General features: G+C 59.7%; 21 protein-coding genes. 14 read left to right on the top strand and 7 right to left on the bottom strand.

The window, feature by feature from the left end; translation table 11 throughout:
• Nucleotides 1–218: 218 nt before the first annotated feature.
• Entirely contained in the window at nt 219–2,066 is a 1,848-nt protein-coding gene (gene ilvD, locus AB4N84_RS12060; protein WP_074752416.1) for a dihydroxy-acid dehydratase, read from the top strand.
• Between the two features lie 86 nt (nt 2,067–2,152).
• On the opposite strand, the gene AB4N84_RS12055 is transcribed toward ilvD, so the two are convergent.
• Nucleotides 2,153–2,617 (bottom strand): DUF3429 domain-containing protein, encoded by a 465-nt coding sequence (locus tag AB4N84_RS12055; protein ID WP_460046501.1) that lies wholly within the window; start codon nt 2,615–2,617, stop codon nt 2,153–2,155.
• Between the two features lie 144 nt (nt 2,618–2,761).
• On the opposite strand from AB4N84_RS12055, the gene AB4N84_RS12050 reads away from it, so the two are divergent.
• Nucleotides 2,762–4,030, top strand: a complete 1,269-nt coding sequence (locus tag AB4N84_RS12050) for a DASH family cryptochrome (RefSeq protein ID WP_460046500.1) — start codon at nt 2,762–2,764, stop codon at nt 4,028–4,030.
• A gap of 56 nt (nt 4,031–4,086) precedes the next feature.
• Here AB4N84_RS12050 and AB4N84_RS12045 read toward each other — a convergent pair whose 3' ends face one another.
• Nucleotides 4,087–5,142 (bottom strand): HAD family hydrolase, encoded by a 1,056-nt coding sequence (locus tag AB4N84_RS12045; RefSeq protein WP_460046499.1) that lies wholly within the window; start codon nt 5,140–5,142, stop codon nt 4,087–4,089.
• 264 nt (nt 5,143–5,406) lie between these two features.
• On the bottom strand, nt 5,407–5,919 hold the full coding sequence (locus tag AB4N84_RS12040; protein WP_460047005.1) for a dihydrofolate reductase: 513 nt from the start codon (nt 5,917–5,919) through the stop codon (nt 5,407–5,409).
• 234 nt (nt 5,920–6,153) lie between these two features.
• On the opposite strand from AB4N84_RS12040, the gene AB4N84_RS12035 reads away from it, so the two are divergent.
• Both AB4N84_RS12035 and AB4N84_RS12030 read left to right on the top strand, forming a co-directional pair.
• Nucleotides 6,154–7,533: a DUF2868 domain-containing protein gene (locus tag AB4N84_RS12035; protein ID WP_460046497.1), complete on the top strand. Its 1,380-nt coding sequence runs from the start codon at nt 6,154–6,156 to the stop codon at nt 7,531–7,533.
• Nucleotides 7,526–8,911, top strand: a complete 1,386-nt coding sequence (locus AB4N84_RS12030; RefSeq protein WP_460046495.1) for a GTPase/DUF3482 domain-containing protein — start codon at nt 7,526–7,528, stop codon at nt 8,909–8,911. Before AB4N84_RS12035 ends, AB4N84_RS12030 begins: the two co-directional genes overlap by 8 nt.
• Before the next feature lie 108 nt (nt 8,912–9,019).
• Here the strand turns inward: AB4N84_RS12030 and AB4N84_RS12025 are convergent, their stop codons facing one another.
• Nucleotides 9,020–9,583, bottom strand: a complete 564-nt coding sequence (locus AB4N84_RS12025) for a phosphonate degradation HD-domain oxygenase (protein WP_460046494.1) — start codon at nt 9,581–9,583, stop codon at nt 9,020–9,022.
• A gap of 174 nt (nt 9,584–9,757) precedes the next feature.
• On the opposite strand from AB4N84_RS12025, the gene AB4N84_RS12020 reads away from it, so the two are divergent.
• The gene (locus AB4N84_RS12020) at nt 9,758–10,213 is read left to right on the top strand and encodes a YkgJ family cysteine cluster protein (protein WP_460046492.1); all 456 of its coding nucleotides are present in this window, start codon (nt 9,758–9,760) and stop codon (nt 10,211–10,213) included.
• A gap of 240 nt (nt 10,214–10,453) precedes the next feature.
• On the opposite strand, the gene typA is transcribed toward AB4N84_RS12020, so the two are convergent.
• Together typA and thiI are read right to left on the bottom strand one after the other, a co-directional pair.
• A complete protein-coding gene (gene typA / locus AB4N84_RS12015) occupies nt 10,454–12,274 on the bottom strand; it encodes a translational GTPase TypA (RefSeq protein WP_074752425.1) in 1,821 nt (606 codons plus the stop codon).
• A 139-nt stretch (nt 12,275–12,413) separates the two neighbouring features.
• Complete coding sequence (gene thiI, locus AB4N84_RS12010; RefSeq protein ID WP_074752426.1) at nt 12,414–13,868, bottom strand: tRNA uracil 4-sulfurtransferase ThiI; 1,455 nt, start codon at nt 13,866–13,868, stop codon at nt 12,414–12,416.
• A 331-nt stretch (nt 13,869–14,199) separates the two neighbouring features.
• On the opposite strand from thiI, the gene glnA reads away from it, so the two are divergent.
• The 8 genes from glnA to AB4N84_RS11970 all read left to right on the top strand — a co-directional run bounded on the left by glnA (nt 14,200) and on the right by AB4N84_RS11970 (nt 22,741).
• Nucleotides 14,200–15,606, top strand: coding sequence for a glutamate--ammonia ligase (gene glnA, locus AB4N84_RS12005; protein ID WP_062385596.1), 1,407 nt, complete (start codon nt 14,200–14,202; stop codon nt 15,604–15,606).
• Between the two features lie 156 nt (nt 15,607–15,762).
• Nucleotides 15,763–16,212 carry a cupin domain-containing protein gene (locus AB4N84_RS12000; protein WP_074752427.1) on the top strand — a complete coding sequence of 150 codons (450 nt, stop codon included), beginning with the start codon at nt 15,763–15,765 and terminating at the stop codon, nt 16,210–16,212.
• Nucleotides 16,213–16,240: 28 nt separating this feature from the next.
• Nucleotides 16,241–16,807 carry a chorismate mutase gene (locus AB4N84_RS11995; protein ID WP_460046491.1) on the top strand — a complete coding sequence of 189 codons (567 nt, stop codon included), beginning with the start codon at nt 16,241–16,243 and terminating at the stop codon, nt 16,805–16,807.
• A 126-nt stretch (nt 16,808–16,933) separates the two neighbouring features.
• Nucleotides 16,934–17,461, top strand: coding sequence for a DUF4124 domain-containing protein (locus AB4N84_RS11990; protein ID WP_074752533.1), 528 nt, complete (start codon nt 16,934–16,936; stop codon nt 17,459–17,461).
• Nucleotides 17,462–17,471: 10 nt separating this feature from the next.
• Nucleotides 17,472–18,089 (top strand): DUF4124 domain-containing protein, encoded by a 618-nt coding sequence (locus AB4N84_RS11985; protein WP_460047003.1) that lies wholly within the window; start codon nt 17,472–17,474, stop codon nt 18,087–18,089.
• Between the two features lie 307 nt (nt 18,090–18,396).
• Nucleotides 18,397–19,482: a nitrogen regulation protein NR(II) gene (gene glnL / locus AB4N84_RS11980; protein ID WP_074752430.1), complete on the top strand. Its 1,086-nt coding sequence runs from the start codon at nt 18,397–18,399 to the stop codon at nt 19,480–19,482.
• Entirely contained in the window at nt 19,479–20,915 is a 1,437-nt protein-coding gene (gene ntrC, locus AB4N84_RS11975) for a nitrogen regulation protein NR(I) (protein WP_074752431.1), read from the top strand. Before glnL ends, ntrC begins: the two co-directional genes overlap by 4 nt.
• A gap of 86 nt (nt 20,916–21,001) precedes the next feature.
• The gene (locus tag AB4N84_RS11970) at nt 21,002–22,741 is read left to right on the top strand and encodes an amidase (RefSeq protein WP_460046490.1); all 1,740 of its coding nucleotides are present in this window, start codon (nt 21,002–21,004) and stop codon (nt 22,739–22,741) included.
• Nucleotides 22,742–22,903: 162 nt separating this feature from the next.
• Here the strand turns inward: AB4N84_RS11970 and mgrA are convergent, their stop codons facing one another.
• Entirely contained in the window at nt 22,904–23,941 is a 1,038-nt protein-coding gene (mgrA, locus tag AB4N84_RS11965; RefSeq protein WP_460046488.1) for an L-glyceraldehyde 3-phosphate reductase, read from the bottom strand.
• A 221-nt stretch (nt 23,942–24,162) separates the two neighbouring features.
• On the opposite strand from mgrA, the gene AB4N84_RS11960 reads away from it, so the two are divergent.
• A complete protein-coding gene (locus tag AB4N84_RS11960; RefSeq protein WP_074752434.1) occupies nt 24,163–24,993 on the top strand; it encodes a LysR family transcriptional regulator in 831 nt (276 codons plus the stop codon).
• Nucleotides 24,994–25,036 lie beyond the last annotated feature (43 nt).

Below are 25,036 nucleotides of genomic sequence, written 5' to 3'. Positions count from 1 at the left end.
CTCACGCTCAACACTTCCTGCCATTCCCTCCCGCCGCCACAGGTGTAGAATCAACGCTATTCATCGCCAGTCATCCCCGGCGGGTTTATGAGCTCAGGCTGAGCGTACGGTGATCCCGTGTCGTTCGGTTTCTTCGCTGCATCCGGTCACTGCCTTTGCATACGACGTCACTAGAAGCTCACTCCCTTCCTTATTAGCCGATTAGCCGGAGTGCTCCAATGCCTGATTACCGTTCGAAAACGTCTACCCATGGCCGCAACATGGCCGGCGCGCGTGCTTTGTGGCGTGCCACGGGCATGAAGGATGAAGACTTCAAGAAGCCGATCATCGCCATCGCCAACTCGTTCACCCAGTTCGTACCGGGTCACGTGCACCTCAAGGATCTGGGCCAGCTGGTTGCCCGCGAGATTGAAAAGGCAGGCGGCGTCGCCAAGGAATTCAACACCATCGCCGTGGATGACGGCATCGCGATGGGCCACGACGGCATGCTGTACTCGCTGCCAAGCCGCGAGATCATCGCCGACTCGGTCGAGTACATGGTCAACGCCCACTGCGCCGACGCCATTGTCTGCATCTCCAACTGCGACAAGATCACCCCCGGTATGCTGATGGCCGCTCTGCGCCTGAACATCCCGGTGATCTTTGTTTCGGGCGGCCCGATGGAAGCCGGCAAGACCAAACTCGCCAGCCACGGTCTGGACCTGGTGGATGCCATGGTCATCGCCGCCGACTCGACCGCTTCCGACGAGAAAGTCGCCGAATACGAGCGCAGCGCGTGCCCGACGTGCGGTTCGTGCTCCGGCATGTTCACCGCCAACTCGATGAACTGCCTGACCGAAGCGCTGGGCCTGGCATTGCCCGGCAACGGTTCGACGCTGGCCACGCACAGTGACCGCGAGCAATTGTTCCTGCAAGCCGGCCGTACCATTGTCGACCTGTGCAAAACCTACTACCGCGATAACGATGACTCGGTCCTGCCGCGCAACATCGCCAACTTCAAAGCGTTCGAGAACGCAATGACGCTGGACATCGCCATGGGTGGTTCGACCAACACCATCCTTCACCTGCTGGCCGCCGCCCAGGAAGCCGAAATCGCCTTCGACCTGCGTGACATCGACCGTCTGTCGCGCAAAGTGCCGCAGCTGTGCAAAGTCGCGCCGAACATCCAGAAGTACCACATGGAAGACGTGCACCGTGCGGGCGGCATCTTCAGCATCCTCGGTTCGCTGGCCCGTGGCGGTCTGCTGCATACCGACCTGCCGACCGTGCACGCCAAATCCATGGAAGAAGCGATCGCCAAGTGGGACATCACCCAGACCGACGACGAAGCGGTTCATCACTTCTTCAAAGCGGGCCCGGCAGGTATCCCGACGCAAACGGCGTTCAGCCAGTCGACCCGCTGGGAAACCCTGGACGACGACCGTGAAAACGGCTGCATCCGCAGCGTCGAGCACGCTTACTCGCAAGAAGGCGGCCTGGCCGTGCTGTACGGCAACATTGCGCTGGACGGTTGCGTGGTGAAAACAGCAGGCGTCGACGAGTCGATCCATGTGTTCGAAGGCAACGCGAAGATCTTCGAAAGCCAGGACAGCGCCGTTCGCGGCATCCTCGCTGACGAAGTGAAAGCCGGCGATATCGTGATCATCCGCTACGAAGGCCCGAAAGGCGGCCCGGGCATGCAGGAAATGCTCTACCCGACGTCGTACCTGAAATCCAAAGGCCTGGGCAAAGCCTGCGCATTGTTGACCGACGGACGCTTCTCGGGCGGCACGTCGGGCCTGTCCATCGGCCACGCTTCGCCTGAAGCGGCAGCGGGCGGCGCAATCGGTCTGGTGCGCGATGGCGACAAGGTGCTGATCGACATCCCGAACCGTGGGATCAACCTGTTGATCTCCGACGAGGAAATGGCGGCCCGTCGTGCCGAGCAGGACAAGAAAGGCTGGAAGCCTGTCGAATCGCGTCCTCGCAAAGTCACTACAGCGCTCAAGGCCTATGCCCTGCTCGCAACCAGTGCCGACAAAGGCGCGGTCCGCGACAAGGCGATGCTGGACAAGCTCGTGCCGTAAGCATCAACCGGTCATGAAAAACACCCCGCTGGTCGGGGTGTTTTTTTGTCTGCGATTCTCTGGGGTGGGGTGGCGTGTCGGTGGTTTCACGATCCAATGGCGACGGTGATTGCGCCCAACAGCAGGCACAGACTGGCGACCAGCGTTAAACGCAGTCGCATCGGCAAATACCAGGCGGGCAGCGTCGTGGCTTTGACCAAACGCCTGTCCTGCCAGTAGTGCGCGACGAAACCGAAAATCAGCAGCAGGCACCCCAGCGGCGCTGGCAATAACATCGCGGGCCAGGCGATCAGCGCCGGTATGACGCTCCAGATAAACCGCTCGCGACACTGATCGGCGTTCAAGCCCTGCAAGGTCATGGCAAAGCCCCAATGCAAAGCGCCTACAAAGCTCAGGATCACCGCGCCGTAGGCGAGCAGCGCTTGCGTCCAGAGAGGACGGTATTCGGCTGAAACCAGGATCAGCAACAAGAGCCCAAGGAACGGCAGCAAACCGCCATACCCAAGCAGGGCCACGTACCTTGGCGGCGGAGACACAGACATCGCTTTCATTTGAGCCCCTTTCCAGTCATTCACCTGTATGACTATGGCTCAAAAGTGCAATCCTGCTGAGCGCTTTAATTGAGTCAGCCGCACAGATCCATTGTCCTTTACCCGTGGTCCAAGACCTTGATCCATCGACGGTGAGCCCTTCCCATGAGTACCTTGATCTATTGGTTTCGTCAGGACCTTCGGCTTGCCGACAACCCTGCGCTCACTCAGGCGTGCGAACAGGCCCAAGCGTTGCTGCCGGTGTACTGCGCTGCGCCGCAGACGATGACGCCGTGGGGCTTTCCTCGCAAAGGACCGCACCGCCAGTCCATAGAGAACGCTGCGGTGAGAGCGCTGGACGACCAGTTGAAGGCTAGAGGCAGCGCACTGTTGCATGTGGAAGGCGAGCCCGTTGAGCAACTGATCGCCCTCGCACGGCGCCTGTCGGTCAAAAAGATTATCTGTGAACGTATCGCGGCCCCTGAGGAAGAGGCGCAGGTTGACGCGCTACGTGCTGCGGGCCTTCAGGTCGAGGATCACTGGCAATCCAGCTTGTTCGCGCTCGAATCGCTGCCGATGCACGTCGAGGAACTGCCGGACGTTTTCAGCAGCTTCCGCCGCTCGGTGGAAAAAGCCGGCACCGCCTCGCGCCAAGTACTGGATGCCCCGGCGGCGCTGCCTGGGCTGCCAGGCGGCGTAACCGCCGAGGCCATCCCGAGCTTATCGCCCCCCGACACGGATCCACGCTCGGCCTTTCCTTATCAAACGCCTGCGTTCGATGGCAGCGAGCAATCGGGGCGCCAGCATCTGCAGCGGTATTTCGACCGTCAACTGGCGAACAGCTACAAGGCCACACGCAACAACCTGAGCGCGGTCGACGACTCGACCAAATTTTCCCCCTGGCTTGCGCTGGGTTCATTGTCAGCCCCTCAGATTGATCAGGCCCTCAAGGCATTCGAAGCCGCGCAGGGCGCCAACGACAGCACGTACTGGATCTTTTTCGAGCTGCTGTGGCGCGACTATTTCCGTTTCCTGCACCTCAAGTACGGACGGCGCCTGTACCGAGCGAGCGGCCTGAACGGTGGCGCCGAGCCCAATCACAACCCTCAGGGGTTTGAGCGTTGGTGCCGTGGCGACACAGGAGAGGCCTTGATCGATGCGGGCATGCGCGAGCTGGCGGCCACTGGATACCTCTCAAACCGCATGCGCCAGATCGTCGCCAGCTACCTGATTCATGAGCTTAAAAGCGACTGGCGCGCCGGCGCAGCGTGGTTCGAATCGCAGCTGGTGGACTACGACGTCTACAGCAATCAGGGCAATTGGCTGTACATCGCGGGACACGGGACGGATCCCAGGGGAGGTAGGCATTTCAACACGGCCAAGCAGGCCAATGATCATGACGCCGACGGGCGTTACCGGCGTTTGTGGGGATAACGTTGTGGAAATAAGGCAGCGGCACGCGTTCCCTGCGTGCTGCTGCGTCATTCGTTTTACTGAATCTCGTCCGGCTTGACGATCACCCAGTTCTTGTCCGCCGTCACCGGCAGCCCTTCTTTGGCTTGCGCCTCGGCATTGGTTTTCATCATGCCGTTGAGCTGGGTCATGTATTTATCTTTGCGGTTGACCCACAGGTGGATGCCACCTTTGTTGACGTCGACACTGTGGAACAGCATGTAGCCGTCACTCGTCGGCGTGTCGCCGCCGACCAATACCGGTTTTTTCCACTGATCAATGTAGGTCAGGATCGCGGCCTGTTTACCGGCCATCCAGGTGGCTGGCGTCCACAGGTACGGCGTGAGCTCCAGGCCCAGGTTCGCCTTCTCGTCGTACTTGCCTGCTGTGATCTGTTTGCGTGCGGTGGTCAGCTCGCCGGTGTCGCGGTTCTTCAGCAGCGTGGTCACGCCGATGACGTTCTGCGGTTTGACGTTGTAGCCGTACTTGGGATCGGACGCGACCATGCGCACCAGTTCTTCGGACGCGGCGGTCATCACGTAGACCTCGATGCCGTTTTCCATCAGCTTGTTGTAAAGCTCGGCCTGGCCGGTAAAGACCTTCGGCGGTTGTACCTCGATGGTTTTGACCACATCACCTTCGTAATAGGTGCTGGGGACCGGCTTGCCGGACGCCATCAGCTCGTCCACGTAACCTTTGAGTTCTTTGAGGGTAAAGCCGGAAAACACCTGCGCGACCCATGGATAGCAGACCATGTCGTCGATTTCGCAAAGGCGGTAGTAGTAGCTGAACAGGCTTTCCTTGTGCTCAGCGGTGTCTTTGAACGGGATCAGCTTGAGGGAAGGATCGAGTTTTTCGCGCGTGATCAGCCCTTTGTTTTCCATGAACGGGAGCAGCGACTCTTCCAGGTCATAGCGGTAGCTGGTGTTGTCCATGTCGAAAACGGCGAAATTACCTTTGTTGGCATTCGCCGCGATCATCGCGTTCAGCTGCTTGGCCGCGGGCTCGGGCCAGTGCTTGAGTTCCGTGGACATGGCCTGCGCGGCAAGGCCCAGACAGAGCGCAGCGGCCAACAGTTTTGGTGCGAGCTTCATAACGGTGTCCTCCCCTTTATCAGTTCGAGGCTGGACCGTAACAAAAAGCCATTACTGTTTTAATGCGTCAGCGACCGTGTACGTTCTGAAGGCGTCACGTTGAGGACTGTTCGCGACGAATGACATAAAAACGACATATTTGTGACAGCTGCTTTAGCAACTGCCGGCCCCCTATGGGAGCGAATTCATTCGCAAAAAATCGCCCGAGCGCTGGAAATACATCGCCTGACATAAAGCATCGCGAATGAATTCGCGATAGCGATATCAGCCTCGTTCCCACACCTCAAAGCTGTACGCAGGCTTGTCATCCAGCGCCGGGTTTGGCGTGTCGGACACCTGTTTCCACTGCGCCCGATCGAACTCCGGAAACCAGGCATCACCCTCTGGGCTCAACGCCACGCGCGTCAGGTACAGACGATCAGCGTGCGCCAGCCCCTGTGCATAAAGCTGCGCGCCGCCAATCAGCATCACTTCGTCAACACCCTGCTCGGTCGCCCACTCCTCGGCGCGCTGCACGGCAGCTTCCAGCGAAGTGAAGACCTCCGCGCCCTCAAGCTGAAGGCCTGCCTGGCGGGTCACGACGATGTTCAGTCGACCGGGCAGCGGGCGGCCCAGCGAATCCCAGGTCTTGCGACCCATGATGATCGGCTTGCCCAGCGTGGTCGCCTTGAAATACTTGAAGTCCCCCGGCAAATGCCAGGGCATGGAATTGTCGACGCCGATGACCCGGTTTTCACCGAGGGCGGCAATCAGGCTGAGGGGGAGATGTTTTTTCATGGCGGCGAGGATAGCAGAGGCCACGGAAGGATTCGTAGCCCGGTACTGATCGCAATGCCGCGATGCGTCAAAGAAAGCTTCGCGAGCAAGCTCGCTCCCCCAAAATGTTGAGTAAGGCTGCAGGTGGGAGCTTGCTCGCGATTGCGGTTGTCCAACAGACGCCAACCCTGCCGCTGTGCGCGATTACAGCCACAACGGTTATGCTCACTTCTGACTTCGCCAACGAGATACTGTGTGACTGCACTGACCCCACTCGATGAATTGTGGCTGACCGAGGCCGTGCGCTTGCGCGAGCAGCACGCCGGCCCGCTGGAGGACAACGAGGCCAATCGCCGTGCCCGCGCCGGTGCGGGTGACTTGCTGACCCGCATCAAGCATCGCGCCCTGTCGCTCGCCGAACGTGACGGCATGCTCACGGCCCTGCACCACTGGAAACAAGGCGCCCGGCTTTCGCTGATCGTGCTGGCTGCGTTCGCTGTCGTCAGCGGTGCGGGTCTGGCGTTCGCGGCGCTGGGTGACGGACAAACGCCGGTCAATGTGTTCTGGGCATTGGGCAGCCTGCTCGGCTTGAACCTGATCCTGCTGATCAGTTGGGCGTTCGGCCTGATCTTCGCGGGCGGGAGCGCCGCCAGCCTCGGCCGCCTCTGGTTATGGCTCAGCGAGAAACTCGCCCGCGACGCTCAAGCGGCGCAACTGGCCCCGGCACTGATTCTGCTGCTGCAACGAAAACGGCTGAACCGCTGGGTGCTGGGCATCTGCGTCAACGGCCTTTGGTTACTGGCGCTGCTCAGCGCCCTCACCCTCCTGTTATTGCTCATGGCGACCCGACGCTACGGGTTTGTCTGGGAAACCACGATTCTGGGCAGCGACACCTTTGTCAGCCTGACCCAGAACCTGGGCACCCTGCCTTCGCTGCTCGGCTTCGGCGTGCCCACAGAAGACATGATCCGCGCCAGTGGCGACAGCGCACAAACGATCGAAAACGCTCGACAGGCGTGGGCCGCCTGGCTGGTCGGCGTGCTGGTGGTGTACGGCATCCTGCCGCGCTTGCTCCTGACGTTGCTGTGCTACGTGCGTTGGCGCGCCGGCCGTCAGCAGTTGACACTGGATCTCAGCCAGCCCGGCTTTGCCGAACTGCGGGAACGCCTGATGCCAAGCAGCGAACGCCTTGGTGTCAACGACGCAGCCCCCGCGCAACTGCATCAGGTGCAAACCGGCGCATCGACCCTCGAGAGCGAAGGTGCGCTGCTGGTCGCAGTCGAACTGGACGATCAACGCCCCTGGCCGCCTGAACTGCCAAACACCGTGGCCGATGCTGGCATTCTCGACAGCCGCGAATCCCGCAAAAACCTGCTCGACCAACTGACCCGCTACCCGCCCGCACGTCTGGCCATCGCCTGCGACCCGCGCCGCTCGCCTGATCGAGGCAGCCTCGCGCTGATTGCCGAGCTGGCACGATGCGCGGCGTCAACGCGTATCTGGTTGCTGCCTGCGCCGGCGGGTCAGGCGCTGGATGCCGACCGCCTTGGCGATTGGCATCAGGCGCTGCAGCAACTGGAGCTGAAGTGGGCGGACAGCGCGCCACTGACCTGGCTGGAGACCGGACATGACTGATACAGGCGCACGCCGGCCACTCAAGTTGGCAGTGGTGGGCCACACCAATGTGGGCAAAACCTCATTACTGCGCACGCTGACCCGTGATGTCGGATTTGGCGAAGTCTCGCACCGGCCGAGCACGACGCGCCATGTGGAAGGCGCGCGATTATCAGTCGATGGCGACGCGCTGCTTGAACTGTACGACACGCCCGGCCTTGAAGACGCGATTGCCCTGCTCGACTTCCTGGAGCGTCTTGATCGGCCCGGCGAACGCCTCGATGGCCCGGCACGTTTGGCGCGCTTTCTGGAAGGCAGTGAAGCCCGCCAGCGCTTTGAACAGGAGGCCAAGGTGTTGCGCCAGTTGCTGGCGTCGGATGCCGGCCTCTATGTGATCGACGCCCGCGAGCCGGTGCTTGCCAAATACCGCGACGAACTCGCCGTGCTTGCCAGTTGCGGCAAACCCCTGTTGCCGGTGCTCAACTTTGTCAGCAGTTCCCGGCACCGCGAGCCGGACTGGCGAGAAGCGCTGGCCCGACTTGGCCTGCACGCGCTGGTGCGCTTTGACAGCGTGGCACCACCGGAAGATGGCGAGCGGCGACTGTATGAAAGCCTCGCTCTGTTGCTGGAAAACTCGCGGGGCCAGCTTGAACGCCTGATCGCCGATCAACAGGCGCAACGTGAGGTCCGCCGCCACAGCGCTGCGCGGCTTATCGCCGAGCTGCTGCTGGACTGCGCGGCTTGCCGACGCAGCGTCGCGACGACGTCTGATCAGGTGCAGTCAGCCATCGACGACGTGCGCAAAGCCGTGCGCCAGCGCGAACAGCGTTGCGTGGAAGCGTTACTCAAGCTGTATGCGTTTCGTCGGGAGGACGCGTCCGCCAGCGATCTGCCGCTGCTGGACGGGCGCTGGGGCGATGACCTGTTCAATCCCGAAACGCTGAAGCTGCTGGGCGTGCGGGTGGGCGGTGGCATCGCGGCAGGCGCGGCGGCGGGTGCGGGCGTGGACTTGCTGGTGGGCGGCATCACCCTCGGCGCGGCGGCGTTGGTCGGCGCCATTGCCGGCGGCGCACTGCAGACCGCACGCAGTTACGGTGGCCGTTTGCTTGCCAAGCTGAAGGGCCAACGCGAATTGACCGTCGACGACGCCGTACTGCGTCTGCTTGCATTGCGGCAGCGCCAGTTGCTGATTGCGCTGGAGGCTCGCGGTCATGCCGCCGTCGACAGCATCACGCTCGACACCCCACAGGACAAAACCTGGCGCGAAGGCAAACTGCCCGATGCGTTGCACAAAGCCCGGGCGCATCCGCAGTGGTCGTCGCTGAACCCGCATCCCAAGCTTGATCAGACCGAGCGGCAGGAGCAGATCGAGGTGTTGGCCAAGACGGTTCTTATCTGAACATCACGAACCCTAGTAGGAGCAATCCGAGTTTGCGAGGCATCGCGATGCGGTGTGTCAGGCAAATCGCTTTCGCGACCGTCGTAAACTCGGATTGCTCCTACAGGGTTATGCGGCGAGCAGCCTGAGCGCCTTGTCCTTGAGAGTCTGCAGATCAATCACCGGCACGTTCATCTCTTTCGCCATTTCATCCCACTGACGCATCCGCAGGCTGACGCTGCACAGCGGGTCGCGCTCGAAGGCCTCCGCTTCTGATTCGCTCATTACGCCGCCCTGATATTCCAGCGTGCGCCGGCTCGCTTCGCTCAACTGGTCGTAGTAACCGGGCTGGCGAAGCGTCAGGTAGCGCTTGGCCTGGACGTGATATTCCACGAGCCTGGCGACCCGCTCACTAAACCCGCATTTGCGCAGATAATCGGCGCCCACTCGTTCGTGGCTGACCACGCCGTAGCCGCCCATGCTTGCTGCACCCGTATCGCTTTCACAGAGATGACCGATGTCGTGGAAGAACGCCGCCAGAACCACTTCGTCGTCATAACCCTCGGCCAGCGCCAGTTCGGCGGACTGCGACATGTGCTCGATCTGCGACACCGGCTCCCCTATGTAATCGTCGCTGCCGCGTTGCGCGTAGAGTCCGAAGACCTCGTTAACCACCTGTTCAGCGGGTTGCATGGGTTTACCTCGATTCGGCGTGACTGGCGTGTCCGCCCACTCTACTCGCACTCTATTGCGAAGCGGTGGCAGCCGCCCACAGCTTGCCGACAGTCGCATCGATCATTTTGCGATAGGGGAAATGCGCGCGGCCCGGTATGATCGCGCGCCCGATACACCCGGAACCCAACCGTCATGAAACCCACCTTGATCGCCGCCGCCGAACTCGACCGCCTTGAGACCTGGCAGAAATACTCCAGCCACATGTGCGGAGGCTGCGTGTCCAGCTGCTGCACGTTGCCGGTCGAAGCGAAGATCAAGGACCTGATCCGCATTGGCATCGTCGACGAGTTCGAACAGGGTGACAACCCGAAGAACATCGCCAAACGCCTGCAGAAGGAAGGGATCGTCGAGCGCTTCAATCAGAAATCCGGGATTTTTACCCTGCAGCGCATGAGCAACAACGACTGCCTGTACCTGGATCGCAAGAGCCGTTTGTGCACGATCTACGACAAACGCCCGGACACCTGCCGCAACCACCCCAGGATCGGTCCGCGCCCAGGCTATTGCGCTTACAAGCCCAAAGAAGTGGTGCGCGAGAGCAGCGGCACGTTGAACTCGAACTCAGGGCGCGTGCCTTTGAAGTTCTGACAACATTCGCTACCACAAAGGGCATCTGTGTCTGACGCCTGGATTGGCGGCGTTGCAGGGTTTACCGTGGGAGCGAATTCATTCGCGAAAAATCGTCCGAGCGCTAGAGATGCATCGCCTGACATAACGCATCGCGAATGAATTCGCTCCCACAGAAATCTCCACGCCTTCCCATTTCCCATACAAACAAAAACGCCCCCGGCCTTTCGACCGGGGGCGTTTTTGTTCAGCCGGGGCTAGTTACGCCTTGGCTTTCTTGGCAGCGCGGGTACGCTCGCTTTCGTCGAGGATCTTCTTGCGCAGACGGATCGACTTAGGCGTGACTTCGCACAGCTCGTCTTCCTGGATGTATTCCAGAGCCTGTTCCAGCGTGAAGCGAACAGGTGGAACCAGAGCGATGGTTTCGTCTTTACCCGAAGCACGCATGTTGTCGAGCTTCTTACCCTTGGTAGGGTTGACGCCCAGGTCGTTGTCACGGCTGTTCTGACCAACGATCTGGCCGTTGTAGATTTCCTGACCGTGTTCAACGAACAGCTTGCCACGCGCCTGCAGGGTTTCCAGGGAGTAGGTCAGTGCCTTACCGGTTTCAACCGAAACCAGAACGCCGTTCTGACGGCCGGACATGTGGCCCGACTTCACGGTGTCGTAGCGATCGAAGATCGAGGTCAGGATGCCAGCACCGTTGGTCAGGGTCAGGAACTGGTTACGGAAACCGATCAGACCACGAGCAGGGATGTTGTATTCCAGACGCACACGGCCTTTGCCATCCGGGACCATGTTGCTCAGGTCGCCTTTACGCAGACCCATCTCTTCCATGACCTTGCCCTGCGATTCTTCAGGGATGTCGATGGTCACGTTTTCGTACGGTTCTTGCTTGACGCCGTCGACTTCACGAATGATCACTTCAGGACGGCCCAGGGCCAGCTCGAAGCCTTCGCGACGCATGGTTTCGATCAGTACCGAGAGGTGCAGCTCACCACGGCCGGATACTTTGAACTTGTCAGCCGAGTCGCCTTCTTCAACGCGCAGTGCAACGTTGTACAGCAGCTCTTTGTCCAGACGGTCCTTGATGTTACGGGACGTCACGAACTTGCCTTCTTTACCGCAGAATGGCGAGTCGTTTACCTGGAAGGTCATGGAAACGGTTGGCTCGTCAACGGTCAGCGGCTTCATCGCTTCAACGACGGTCGGGTCGCACAGGGTGTCGGAGATGAACAGCTCTTCGAAGCCGCTGATGCAGACGATGTCGCCGGCAGCTGCTTCTTCGACGTCGATGCGGTGCAGACCGTGGTGACCCATCAGCTTGAGGATACGACCGTTGCGACGCTTGCCGTCAGCGCTGATCGCCACAACCGGGGTGTTCGGCTTGACGCGACCGCGAGCGATACGGCCAACACCGATGACGCCCAGGAAGCTGTTGTAGTCCAGTGCCGAAATCTGCATCTGGAAAGGACCGTCACGGTCAACTTTCGGCGCAGGGACGTGATCGACGACCGCTTGGTACAGCGGGGTCATGTCTTCGGCCATTTCGTTGTGGTCCAGACCTGCGATGCCGTTGATGGCAGAGGCGTAGACGACCTGGAAGTCCAGTTGCTCTTCGGTAGCGCCCAGGTTGTCGAACAGATCGAAGATCTGGTCCAGCACCCAATCAGGACGCGCGCCCGGACGGTCAACCTTGTTGATGACCACGATTGGACGCAGGCCGGCTTCGAACGCCTTCTTGGTCACGAAACGGGTTTGCGGCATAGGGCCGTCTTGAGCGTCGACCAGCAGCAGAACGGAGTCAACCATCGACATCACGCGCTCTACTTCACCACCGAAGTCGGCGTGGCCCGGGGTGTCAACGATGTTGATGTGGTAGCCATTCCAGTTGATCGCGGTGTTCTTCGCGAGAATGGTAATACCGCGCTCTTTTTCCTGGTCGTTGGAGTCCATCACGCGTTCGTCGTTGAGCTCGTTGCGCTCAAGGGTGCCGGACTGGCGCAAAAGCTTGTCGACGAGGGTGGTTTTACCGTGGTCAACGTGAGCAATGATGGCGATGTTGCGTAGATTTTCGATCACTTGTGTATCTCGATCAGAGGATTCGGTCAGCTGCTTAGTGTAGGCAGCTATGAACAGTAGAGCCGGCTAAAGCCGTTACGGCTGACGACTGGTGTCGGGGGGCCGGTGACGCAAGCCACAGGCAAACAGCCCCGGGCACTTAGCTCGGTCGATAAACGCGCACATTGGCATGCCCCTCACTGAGCAAATGATGAGCATGCAGGCGACTCATGACGCCTTTGTCGCAATACAACAGGTACTGGCGCGTGTGATCCAGTTCCTTGAAACGGCTGTTCAGTGCAAAGAACGGCAGCGTTTGTACTTCAACGCCCGACAGTTCCAGCGGACGGTCTTCGGCTTCATCCGGGTGACGGATGTCGATGACCACTTGTCCGGCCAGAGCCTGACTGACTTCTTCGACCTGAACGTCCTGACCCAATTCCTCGATCACACGATCGATGGGCACCAGACGGGCGTTTTCGAGCGCACGCTCGAGTACCGCCATGTCGAATTCTTTTTCTTCATGCTCGACGCGGTTCCGTTTGGCCGCGGTCTTTGGATTGACCGAGATCACACCGCAGTATTCAGGCATGTGCCGGGCAAAATCGCCGGTGCCGATCTCGTCGGCCAGGTCGATGATGTCCTGCTTGTGACTGGCGATCAGCGGGCGCAGAACCAGCTTTTCCGTCACGCAATCGATGACCGACAGGTTAGGCAGTGTCTGGCTGGACACCTGTGAAATCGCTTCGCCGGTCACCAGCGCGTCGATTTCCAGCCTGTCGGCGATATTGGTCGCAGCGCGCAACATCATACGCTTCAATACTACGCCCATATGACTGTTATCGACTTTTCCGAGAATTTCTCCCAGAACTTCCTCGAACGGTACGCTGATGAACAGGACCCGTTGCGAGCTGCCGTACTTCTTCCAGATGAAGTGCGCGACTTCCATCACGCCCAGTTCATGGGCCCTGCCGCCCAGATTGAAGAAGCAGAAATGGCTCATCAGGCCGCGACGCATGACCTGATACGCCGCGACGGTGGAATCGAAACCGCCCGACATCAACACCAGCGTCTGCTCCAGCGAGCCCAGCGGATAACCGCCGATGCTGTTGTGCTGGCTGTGAATCACGAACAACCGTTTGTCGCGAATCTCGATGCGCACTTCAACTTCAGGCGCTTTCAGGGAGATGCCGGCCGCACCGCATTCGCGACGCAGTTTACTGCCCACGTACTTCTCGACGTCCATCGAGCTGAAGTCGTGATGGCCGGCACGCTTGCAGCGCACTGAGAAAATCTTGCCCGACAGGGCATCACCGAAGTGCAGTTTGCACTTCTCGTAGATGTCATCCATGTCGCCCAGTGGGTACTGATCGACCTGCAGGAAATGGGCAATGCCGGGCATGCAGCTCAGGCGCTCGGTCATTTCGTGCAGGACCTTCGCATCCTCAACCTTCGTTTCGACCTCAAGGTTGTCCCACACGCCATCCACCACCAGCGCCGGATCCAGATCTCGGAGCACGGTGCGGATGTTTTTAGCCAGCTGCTTGATGAAGCGCTTGCGCACAGGCCGGCTTTTAATAGTGATTTCCGGGAAAACTTTGACGATTAGTTTCATGAAAACAGCGCGCGAGGTGCCGGTCGAAAAAGGGGGGCGCGGATTATAGCGGAAATTGCTCAAGGTTTAACCAGTTATCGTATAGCCGGTCATCAGCGCACCAAAAAGGGACTGTATACAATATTGACGCACCGATAAGGTGCGTTCCTTTTCACAATTGCGACGTTTTACGCCCTAAAACCGGTTGTTTTACGCGGAAAACCCAACACAGGGCACTGGCATGCAAATTGCTCCCTTGTGAGGCAGGTTGCCTTGGCCGACTATCGCGCCCGGCATCACCCAAATTAAAGGGCCCACAACTACCCAGCCCTAATCCACCCCGGAGGACAACATGTCGAAGTCGGTTCAACTCATCAAAGATCATGACGTTAAGTGGATTGATCTGCGCTTCACGGACACCAAAGGCACTCAGCACCACGTGACCATGCCAGCTCGCGATGCGCTGGAAGACGATTTCTTCGAAGTCGGCAAAATGTTCGACGGTTCCTCCATCTCTGGCTGGAAAGGCATCGAAGCCTCCGACATGATCCTGCTGCCGGACGACGAAACTGCCGTTCTGGACCCGTTCACCGAAGAGCCGACCCTGATCCTGGTTTGCGACATCATCGAACCTTCGACCATGCAAGGTTACGACCGCGACCCACGCGCTATCGCTCACCGCGCCGAGGAATACCTGAAGTCCACCGGTATCGGTGACACCGTATTCGCCGGTCCAGAGCCAGAATTCTTCATCTTCGACGAAGTGAAGTTCAAATCCGACATCTCCGGTTCCATGTTCAAGATCTTCTCCGAACAAGGTTCGTGGATGTCCGACGCTGACATCGAAGGCGGCAACAAGGGCCACCGTCCTGGTATCAAAGGCGGCTACTTCCCGGTTCCACCGTTCGACCACGACCACGAAATCCGCACCGCAATGTGCAACGCCCTGGAAGAAATGGGCCAGGTCGTCGAAGTTCACCACCACGAAGTGGCAACCGCTGGCCAGAACGAAATCGGCGTGAAATTCAACACGCTGGTCAAGAAGGCTGACGAAGTTCAGACCCTGAAGTACGTGGTACACAACGTTGCCGATGCGTACGGCCGCACCGCGACCTTCATGCCTAAGCCTCTGTACGGCGACAACGGCTCGGGTATGCACGTACACATGTCCATCGCCAAAGATGGCAAGAACACCTTCGCGGGCGAAGGCTATGCCGGCCTGTCCGACACCGCCCTGTACTTCATCGGCGGTATCATCAAGCACGGTAAGGCGCTGAACGGCTTCACCAACCCGTCGACCAACTCCTACAAGCGTCTGGTCCCAGGTTTTGAGGCACCGGTCATGCTGGCCTACTCGGCTCGCAACCGTTCCGCTTCGATCCGTATTCCTTACGTCTCCAGCCCACGCGGCCGTCGTATCGAAGCACGTTTCCCGGACCCATCGGCTAACCCATACCTGGCGTTCGCTGCTCTGTTGATGGCTGGCCTGGACGGTATCCAGAACAAGATCCACCCTGGCGATGCAGCTGACAAAAACCTGTACGACCTGCCACCTGAAGAGGCTGCAGAGATCCCACAAGTTTGCGGCAGCCTGAAAGAAGCGCTGGAAGAACTGGACAAGGGCCGTGCGTTCCTGACCAAAGGCGGCGTGTTCAGCGATGACTTCATCGACGCTTACATCGCGCTGAAATCGGAAGAAGAAATCAAGGTACGTACCTTCGTACACCCACTGGAATACGAGCTGTACTACAGCTGCTGATCCAGTCGCGCCAGCGCCTGCTGCGTGAACGAGAGGCCTCCTTCGGGAGGCCTTTTTTATTGCGCGATCCGTTGGCTATAAATATGTACCGCAGATGAAAACGCGGCTTCCGGCAACCTTGTGTTTCTGCTCTTCTACAGCACAAGGATTTAGTTCATGTTCAAACCTGGCCCTGCTTGCCTGCTCCTGGCGATGATCACCCTCGGCGGATGCGTCACCGCTCAAACATCCGATATTTCCGTCGCTTCGGGCGTCCAGTCGACCGTTCTGCTGAAAAGCTCGAGTTCCTGGGACGGAATGTCTTATGACGCCTATCCTGCCGGCATACCTGAGCTGACCGTTTTGAACATCAAAATCCCCGCCAACACGGCCCTCAACTGGCACGAACACCCGATGCCCAATGCGGCCTATGTCGTGTCCGGCCATCTCAAAGTGGAAACCCGCGAGAGTGGTCAGTCGATTCTGCTCAAGCCAGGTGATGTACTGCCTGAAATGGTCAACAGGCAGCACCGAGGCGTCACGGGGAATACTGCAGTGGAACTCGTTGTCTTTTATGCGGGCACCGCGGGAATGCCGCTCTCATCCAGCCAACCTGTTAAAGAGTGATCGTTCGGTCATACACGAGTGCAAGACAATGCTTAAACAGCTTCAACGCGTTGCCTTAACCTGCGCCCTGGTGTCCACCGGCCTTTACGCGGCTCCCGCTCAACAGCCTCCCGCGCAGCTTCAGCCGCTCATTGAGGCCATGGAGCTGAGGCTGGACATTGCCAATGACGTGGCGCGCAGCAAATGGCACAGCGGCAAACCGGTGCAGGACAGTGAGCGTGAGCGTCAGGTGATCCGGAACGCCGAATCACGGGCGGGCGAATTCAAGCTGACGGGCGCCGATGTCCGGGAATTCATGACGGCCCAAATGGAAGCCAACAAGATGGTGCAATACGCGCGCATCGAACAGTGGCATGAAACCGGGCACTCTCCAGAGAAGCCCGAGGCCAGCCTGACCGACGGCATCCGGGGTCGTCTGGATACGCTGCTGCCGGTGCTGATGCGGAGCTACTCGGCGTTCCAGCCTTATCGCAACGATGCGAGATGCCCCGGCTGGGTGCAGTCACAGATCCAGCGACAGGCAGGTGATCCCGTCATCGTGACCGCGCTGCAACGAGCGGCAGGCGACCTCTGCCGTACAACGGCAGCCCCGTAAAAGGGCGCGCCGGTGCGCGTCTCAAATGACACCGTCGGTCAGTATTCCTCTATGCTGCCTCGTACCGCGCCATGCATTTAGCGCGACACCATTGTTGGTTGTCCTGATCGCAGCACTGGAGTGTTCATGCGTCAATGTCTCGCCTTTCTGCTGCTGGTGCTTGCACTGCCCGCTGCCGCGCAGATCTACAAATATACCGACGCCAACGGCAATACGGCCTACAGCAACCAGCCGCCCAACGGCACCCGGGCCGAAACGGTCGAATTGCCACCGCTCAACAGCGTACCAACCGTTGCACCGGCGCCCGCTACCACGAGCCCGCCACAAAACCAGAGCCAGACACAGCAAAACACAGCGGCCTACGCCGTGCTGGAGCTGACCGACCTGCCGGATGGCGAAGCGTTACGCGCCAACAACGGCAGCTTTACGGTCGGCGTGGCAGTACAGCCGCGCCTGCAATCGGGCCATTTGCTGCAACTCGTGATCGATGGCAAGCCTTACGGCCAGCCCACCAATATCCCGCGCCTGCAAGTGATGGAGCTCGACCGTGGCGAACACAGTCTTGCCGTACAGGTCCTGCAGGGCGCCCAGTTGATCCAGCAAAGCCAGACCATCACCCTCACAGTGCAGCGAGTCCATGTCGGTAAACCTTAAAACCACCTGGCTGCAAGGCGCGCTCGTTGCGCTGTTGATGCTCATTGGTCACTCGGCCGCGGCCGAGGTGTACACCTACATCGATGCCGAGGGTAACCGGGTATTCACCGATCAACCACGACGCAATGCCAAAAAGGTCGACATCGCCCCAAGCAATCAGATCAAGGCCGCCCCAAAGAAACCCAGCCAGGCATCCAGCGCCAAGACCAGGCCTGGCCCGCTATTCCGATACCAGTTGCTGCGCATTCTGGCGCCGGAGCCGGACAGCACGATCCGCGATATACAGGGCAACCTGATCGTGACGGTCACCAACGACCCCGAGCTACAACCCGGCCACACATACCGCCTGTTGCTGGACAGCAAGGTGTACGGCGAAGCCACTCGCAGCCCGGTGTTTCCACTGACCAACATTGATCGCGGTACGCATCAACTGTCGGTCGAGATCGTTGACGAGTTCGGAAGGGTGGCGGAACGAACCCCCAACCAGCCGTTCCACATGATGCGGATCTCGCTGGCGCAAAAGCGTCTTGCCCAGCCCTGCAAGACCGACGATTACGGCGTGCGCCCTGAGTGTCCGATCAAGGACAAGCCGCCAGAAGAAAAGAGCAGCTTCCTGCCTTTTCTCTGATGACAGGAGCGTGACAAGCTAAGCTCCACAATGGTGCACAACCTGAACGAGCGTGCCGTTTAAAAGCCCATTTTGGTTCACGAATCATCTGCCGCTGCTCACTCTTCGGGCTGACTGTCCAAAAAACGCCCGAAATGACTCGATCAGCGCTTCTTTTCGGAGCCTTGGTTTGGTTTTTGCATTTTCTAACGAATAAGCGTCGGCAAGCCGCGTGACGAAAGGCTTTCCAACGCTGGCGAAGACCAACCAGAGCCTGCACGTTTGGGCCCTCCCACGTGTCATGTGCCAAAAGAGGTCAACGAGATTCATGACTATCAGCGATACGTTGCACCGACTGTTACTCGACAACCTGACCACTGCCACGATTCTGCTCAATTCGGACTTGCGCCTGGAGTACATGAATCCCGCAGCTGAAATGCTGCTGGCGATCAGTGGTCAGCGCAGCCACGGGCAATTCATCAGTGAGCTGTTCACCGAGTCCGCCGAAGCCCTCAGTTCGCTTCGCCAAGCGGTGGAACAGGCGCATCCGTTCACCAAGCGTGAAGCCATGCTGACTGCACTGACCGGCCAGACACTGACGGTCGATTACGCCGTGACGCCGATACTGTCGCAAGGCGAGACCATGTTGCTGCTGGAAGTCCATCCGCGCGATCGCCTGCTGCGCATCACCAAGGAAGAGGCCCAGCTGTCGAAGCAGGAAACCACCAAAATGCTGGTGCGTGGTCTGGCCCACGAAATAAAGAATCCGCTTGGCGGGATTCGCGGCGCCGCACAGCTGCTGGCGCGCGAACTGCCGGAAGAAAGTCTGAAGGACTACACCAACGTCATCATCGAGGAAGCTGATCGCCTGCGTAACCTGGTGGACAGGATGCTGGGCTCGAACAAGCTGCCCTCGTTGGCCATGACTAACGTTCATGAAGTGCTCGAGCGCGTCTGCAGCCTGGTTGAAGCCGAGAGTCAGGGCTGCATCACACTGGTGCGCGATTACGATCCGAGCATCCCGGACGTCTTGATCGATCGGGATCAAATGGTTCAGGCCGTGCTCAACATCGTGCGCAACGCCATGCAGGCCATCAGCGGGCAAAACGAGCTGCGTCTTGGCCGGATCAGCCTGCGCACGCGCGCCATGCGCCAGTTCACGATTGGTCATGTGCGCCATCGTCTGGTGAGCAAGATCGAAATCATCGACAACGGTCCGGGCATCCCGGCGGAACTTCAAGAAACCATCTTCTACCCAATGGTCAGTGGCCGTCCGGACGGTACCGGGCTGGGCCTTGCCATCACCCAGAACATCATCAGTCAGCACCAGGGGCTGATCGAGTGTGACAGCCATCCTGGCCACACAACTTTCTCGATCTTCTTGCCGCTGGAACAAGGAGCAGCTTCGACATGAGCCGTAGTGAAACTGTCTGGATCGTCGACGACGACCGTTCCATCCGCTGGGTACTGGAAAAGGCCTTGCAGCAAGAAGGCATGACCACACAGAGCTTTGACAGTGCCGATGGCGTGATGAGCCGACTGGCCCGTCAGCAACCGGACGTGATCATTTCCGACATTCGCATGCCGGGCGCCAGTGGCCTGGACCTGTTGGCACGCATTCGCGAACAGCACCCGCGCCTGCCGGTCATCATCATGACTGCGCACTCGGACCTGGACAGTGCCGTGGCCTCGTATCAAGGCGGCGCCTTTGAATACCTGCCCAAGCCGTTCGACGTCGACGAGGCGGTTTCTCTGGTCAAGCGTGCCAATCAGCACGCGCAGGAACAACAGGGCATGGACGTTGCGCCCACCCTGACCCGCACCCCGGAAATCATCGGCGAAGCGCCGGCGATGCAGGAAGTGTTTCGCGCCATCGGCCGCTTGAGTCATTCCAACATCACGGTGTTGATCAACGGTGAGTCGGGGACCGGTAAAGAGCTGGTGGCTCACGCGCTGCACCGCCACAGCCCGCGCTCGGCCTCGCCGTTCATTGCGCTGAACATGGCGGCGATCCCGAAGGATTTGATGGAATCCGAACTGTTCGGCCATGAAAAAGGCGCGTTCACCGGTGCAGCCAACCTGCGCCGCGGTCGTTTCGAACAGGCCGATGGCGGCACATTGTTTCTCGACGAAATCGGTGACATGCCAGCCGATACCCAGACCCGCTTGCTGCGCGTGCTGGCCGATGGCGAGTTCTATCGCGTCGGTGGTCACACGCCGGTCAAGGTCGATGTGCGGATCATTGCCGCCACGCACCAGAATCTGGAAACGTTGGTTCAGGCCGGCAAATTCCGTGAGGACTTGTTCCACCGTCTGAACGTGATTCGCATCCATATTCCGCGCATGTCCGATCGTCGCGAAGACATCCCGACGCTCGCCCGGCACTTCCTCAGCCGCGCCGCGCAAGAGCTCGCGGTCGAGCCAAAATTGCTGAAAGCCGAGACCGAGGAATACCTCAAGCACCTTCCGTGGCCGGGCAACGTGCGCCAGCTGGAAAACACCTGCCGCTGGATCACGGTAATGGCCTCGGGCCGTGAAGTGCACATCAGCGACTTGCCGCCCGAGCTGCTGAGCCTGCCGCAGGACGCAGCACCGGTCACCAACTGGGAACAAGCCTTGCGCCAATGGGCGGACCAGGCATTGGCACGCGGTCAGTCCAGCCTGCTGGACAGCGCCGTCCCGACCTTCGAACGCATCATGATCGAAACCGCCCTCAAGCACACCGCTGGCCGTCGTCGCGACGCTGCCGTACTGCTGGGCTGGGGCCGCAACACCTTGACCCGCAAGATCAAGGAATTGGGCATGAAGATCGACGGCGGGGATGATGACGAGGGTGATGAGGCCTGAGTGAACTGTCATTTGTGACAGTTTACGAACCGCTGGATGAGTGATTAGCTCCCTGAAGTGTCCAGGAAGACAGGGAGCTCAATCACATGAACGGATTCTGGCAACACGCCTTTCAATGGGGCATCGGCCAACGACTTCAACGCCGGCAAATCAAAAGTCAGGCGCGCCTGGTCGACTACTCGCTCGTCGAAATGGCAGCATTGCTGCGCACTGGCGAACTGACATCCCGGCAAATCACCCTCGCCTATCTTGAGCGCATTGATCAGCTCAATGGCCCGTTCGAGACCTACAACGACAATGGCGGCTATAACGCCTTTGTGCGTGTAGATCGCGAGCAGGCGCTCGCTCAATCACAAGACGCTGATGCATGGATCAACAATCCGGATGATCCGCGTGGCAGCGCGCCGATGCTTTGCGGCATACCCGTTGGCGTTAAGGATTCCATAGGCATCGTCGGCCTTGAGAGCAAGAATGGCGCCCCGGAATTCAGCACCAATTTCGCGCTTCGTAATGCCACCGCCGTCGCTCGGTTGCGCGATGCGGGGGCTGTCGTGCTGGGTCATACGATTTGCTCACGCTTTTCAGGCAGCACCGTCGGTGATTTCGGGTGTAACGCTTGGGACGTGGACAAAGTGCCCGGTGGATCCAGCTCCGGATCCGCTATTGCCGCGATCGCTCGGCTGTGTGTCGCAACGCTTGGCGAGGAGACTGGCGGCTCGATGATCATTCCGGCCGCCGCCAACGGTGCCAGCGCCATCAAGCCTTCGCTGGGCTACGTATCGACCGGCGGCGTAATGCCCTTGCGCATAGGTTGGGACGTGGTCGGTCCAATGGCACGTTCAGTACAGGACGCCGCTCATCTTCTTGCCGCGATACAAGGCCCTGACCCCATTGGGGATCCACAGACGCTGTATACGCCGCTGCCGTTTCCACAGATGCCCACCACACCACGTCCGGGGGATACCCCACTGACGGGACTGACGATCGGCGTTCCACAGACTGACTGGATGTCAGCCTCAGCCGCTCCTCCGGTAAACACTTACGACCCGGACTATGGACTGGCGTTTGAGCGCTTCAAGCAGCAGTTGCAGCAGCTCGGTGCAAGAGTGATCGAGTTTGAGGGAGTGAACATGGCTGAGGAGGTGAACCGCCTCTATTACGCAGGCCCCGTCCTATGGACGCTTGAAAACCCCTACACCTCTGTAACCCCAGCAATGGCGACTACTTACTGCCAGCAATACGAAGCAAATTACTGGCAAGCCGTCGAAGACTTTGCTGCGGGCCGACCTGACGACGACAGGCAAACACTTCTGCGCTACTACGGCACGGCATTCACCCACCCTGTCATAGAACAGATGCCGTGCTCAGTGCGAATAGAAGCGGAGCAGCGACGTCGCGCGCAGATGGCTTTATGGCAAGACGCTCTGGATGAAGCGGGTGTTGATTTCATGTTGGTCATGCCATTGGGCGCGCATGTGGGGTTTCGAATGGGACTGGGCGAGCCCTCCGGATTGCAAAATCAACGGCTCTATTACGATCTGCCCAATGCACTGGGATGGCCCATGGTGACGTTTCCCATCGGCCATGGGACGACTGGCATCACCAGACAGCTGCCTGTAAACGCCGCATTCTGGGGACCACGCTTCAGCGACGCCTGCCTGGTTCAGGCGGCCATTGACTATCAGCACCATCATCCCGAGTACCATCAACAGGCACCGGATGACCCTCAGCTTCGAGCGCCTGCCCCGTATGCACACCCCTACTGGCCAATCACTCGCGAAAACTCGACAGATCCGCTGGTCAGAGAAGGCAGTCTGCGATCATGAACAGCGATCCGGCGGTTCAACTGCCCTTCTTCGTCATCGCCTGGCGCCCGGCCAACGCTCCGGCACAGCTGGTGCCGGATCGAGGCAAGCTTTACCTGACGGTGAGCTGGCGCGCGCCGCTGGGGGCGGTGAACTATCCCCGCCCCCAGCGAAGGGAGCCCTTTACTCCGCCGACGACGGCTTCTCCCACAGATTGATCCCGCCTTCCACGGCGAACCGATCAATCTCCGCCAGCTCTTCCTGGCTGAACTCAAGGTTGTCCAGCGCACCGACGTTTTCGATGATCTGCTCGGGGCGGCTTGCACCGATCAGCGCCGAGGTCACGCGCGGATCACGCAGCGTCCAAGCCAGGGCCATCTGCGCCAGGCTCTGACCGCGGCGTTTGGCGATCTCGTTCAGCGCGCGGACGTGCTCGATGTTCTGCTCGGACAGGTGCGACGCCTGCAGCGAACCGCCGCCCGGACGGTTGACCCGCGCATCCTTCGGAATGCCGTTCAGGTATTTATCCGACAGCAGACCCTGCGCCAGTGCCGTGAAGGCAATAACGCCGGCGCCCAGTTCGTCGGTTGTGTCCAGCAGGTCCTTTTCAACCCAACGATTGAGCAGGTTGTAAGCGGGCTGGTGAATCAGCAGCGGGACTTTCCACTCTTTCAGCAGACCGGCGATCTCGCGGGTTTTTGCGCCCGAGTATGAAGAAATACCGATGTACAGCGCCTTGCCCTGCTGTACCGCGGTCGCCAACGCGCCAGCGGTTTCTTCCAGCGGGGTGTCCGGGTCGAAGCGGTGTGAATAAAAGATGTCCACGTAATCCAGGCCCATGCGTTGCAGGCTTTGGTCGAGGCTCGCCAGCACGTACTTGCGTGAACCACCGCCCTGACCGTAAGGGCCCGGCCACATGTCCCAGCCGGCTTTGGTGGAGATGATCAGCTCGTCACGGTACTGCTTGAAGTCTTCGCGCAGGAGGCGCCCGAAATTGATCTCGGCGCTGCCGTACGGCGGGCCGTAGTTGTTGGCAAGGTCGAAGTGGTTGATGCCCAGATCGAATGCGGTCCGCAGCATGGCGCGCTGCGTGTCCATGGGGGTGCTGTCGCCAAAGTTGTGCCACAGGCCCATCGACAAGGCCGGCAGCACCAGGCCGCTGCGGCCTACTCGACGATACGGGACGCGTTCATAGCGGTTTTGAGCAGCGATGTACGTCATTCAATCCTCTCTTTCTTGTCTGAATGATGAGTGGCCCGTTACGGCTCGGGTCTCTGTTTGGGATGTTCTACAGCTGAATCGGTTCAAGGGCTACGGGCGAGTTTTCCAACCCTGATGTACAGGAATAAGCACAACCGATGGCAAAGCGGTAAAGCGAGTATATTCAGCGTCGGCAACTGCCGAAAAATGCTTATTTCCTCTCGCTGGTATCGGTTTCTGATATGGATATTCGTCAACTCAGTGCATTCGTTGCGGTCTTTGAAGAGCGCAATATCACCTCGGCGGCTCAGCGTCTGTTCACCAGTCAGCCAACGCTTTCGGTCACCATTCGCCAGCTCGAAGAGGCACTGGGCACGACGCTGTTCCAGCGCTTGCCGCGCGGGGTGGACGTGACGGATGACGCACGCACACTTTATCCACAGGCTCGGCGATTGCTGGCCGAAGCCCATGCGTTGAGCAATCAGTTTCGGCAACGCAATGACCGGTTGGCCCTCGACATCGGCGTTGAAGGGGATATCGCCTCCAGCCACCTCGAAGCGTTTCTGGCCCTGGCCTATCAAGTAATCCCGAATCTGTTGCTCACGTTGCAGGAGGGCTGCAGCGGCGATGCCCGGCTATCGGTGGAAGAAGACTGCTGCGAGGACGAACTGTTTTTGCCGCTTTGGGAGGAACCGTTTGTGCTGGCGATGCCTGCCCGTCACCCTCTGGCAGAACAGGCCACGCTGGATGAGGCCGACCTTGCCAACGTTCAGTGGATCACCTGCCCCTCTCATCCCTCCCACCAGCGACTGATGGAGCTGTACAACCGCAGCTCCGCGTCTGTCGCCGCGACAGCGGGCACGTTCACACTGGCGCTGCGGCTGGTGGCAGCGGGCGCGGGCTTGGCGATGCTGCCTGAATCCATGGCCCGCCATCACTCAGGGGTGATGACCCGCGTCGCGAAAGCGCCCAACCTCACTCGCCGGGTCGGGCTGTGCTATGCGGCGCAGGCACTGGATACGCCGGCGCTGCGGTTGCTGCACGGACAGCTGCAGGGCGGCACCGCACTGTAGGCCCAGACCAGGCGCGCGCCTACAGGTTGCGGTGGATGCTGAA

It is taken from the genome of Pseudomonas sp. S2_H01 (genome assembly GCF_054668305.1).
The sequence above is the reverse complement of the archived record's forward strand: the minus strand, read 5'-3'. Positions and strand labels throughout refer to the sequence as shown.

What these genes read in the sequence shown, in the direction of transcription:
- ilvD (WP_074752416.1), top strand. Translation starts at nt 219, where the DNA reads ATGCCTGATTACCGTTCGAAAACGTCTACCCATGGCCGCAACATGGCC.
- AB4N84_RS12055 (WP_460046501.1), bottom strand. Translation starts at nt 2,617, where the DNA reads ATGAAAGCGATGTCTGTGTCTCCGCCGCCAAGGTACGTGGCCCTGCTT.
- AB4N84_RS12050 (WP_460046500.1), top strand. Translation starts at nt 2,762, where the DNA reads ATGAGTACCTTGATCTATTGGTTTCGTCAGGACCTTCGGCTTGCCGAC.
- AB4N84_RS12045 (WP_460046499.1), bottom strand. Translation starts at nt 5,142, where the DNA reads ATGAAGCTCGCACCAAAACTGTTGGCCGCTGCGCTCTGTCTGGGCCTT.
- AB4N84_RS12040 (WP_460047005.1), bottom strand. Translation starts at nt 5,919, where the DNA reads ATGAAAAAACATCTCCCCCTCAGCCTGATTGCCGCCCTCGGTGAAAAC.
- AB4N84_RS12030 (WP_460046495.1), top strand. Translation starts at nt 7,526, where the DNA reads ATGACTGATACAGGCGCACGCCGGCCACTCAAGTTGGCAGTGGTGGGC.
- AB4N84_RS12025 (WP_460046494.1), bottom strand. Translation starts at nt 9,583, where the DNA reads ATGCAACCCGCTGAACAGGTGGTTAACGAGGTCTTCGGACTCTACGCG.
- AB4N84_RS12020 (WP_460046492.1), top strand. Translation starts at nt 9,758, where the DNA reads ATGAAACCCACCTTGATCGCCGCCGCCGAACTCGACCGCCTTGAGACC.
- thiI (WP_074752426.1), bottom strand. Translation starts at nt 13,868, where the DNA reads ATGAAACTAATCGTCAAAGTTTTCCCGGAAATCACTATTAAAAGCCGG.
- glnA (WP_062385596.1), top strand. Translation starts at nt 14,200, where the DNA reads ATGTCGAAGTCGGTTCAACTCATCAAAGATCATGACGTTAAGTGGATT.
- AB4N84_RS12000 (WP_074752427.1), top strand. Translation starts at nt 15,763, where the DNA reads ATGTTCAAACCTGGCCCTGCTTGCCTGCTCCTGGCGATGATCACCCTC.
- AB4N84_RS11995 (WP_460046491.1), top strand. Translation starts at nt 16,241, where the DNA reads ATGCTTAAACAGCTTCAACGCGTTGCCTTAACCTGCGCCCTGGTGTCC.
- AB4N84_RS11990 (WP_074752533.1), top strand. Translation starts at nt 16,934, where the DNA reads ATGCGTCAATGTCTCGCCTTTCTGCTGCTGGTGCTTGCACTGCCCGCT.
- glnL (WP_074752430.1), top strand. Translation starts at nt 18,397, where the DNA reads ATGACTATCAGCGATACGTTGCACCGACTGTTACTCGACAACCTGACC.
- ntrC (WP_074752431.1), top strand. Translation starts at nt 19,479, where the DNA reads ATGAGCCGTAGTGAAACTGTCTGGATCGTCGACGACGACCGTTCCATC.
- AB4N84_RS11970 (WP_460046490.1), top strand. Translation starts at nt 21,002, where the DNA reads ATGAACGGATTCTGGCAACACGCCTTTCAATGGGGCATCGGCCAACGA.
- mgrA (WP_460046488.1), bottom strand. Translation starts at nt 23,941, where the DNA reads ATGACGTACATCGCTGCTCAAAACCGCTATGAACGCGTCCCGTATCGT.
- AB4N84_RS11960 (WP_074752434.1), top strand. Translation starts at nt 24,163, where the DNA reads ATGGATATTCGTCAACTCAGTGCATTCGTTGCGGTCTTTGAAGAGCGC.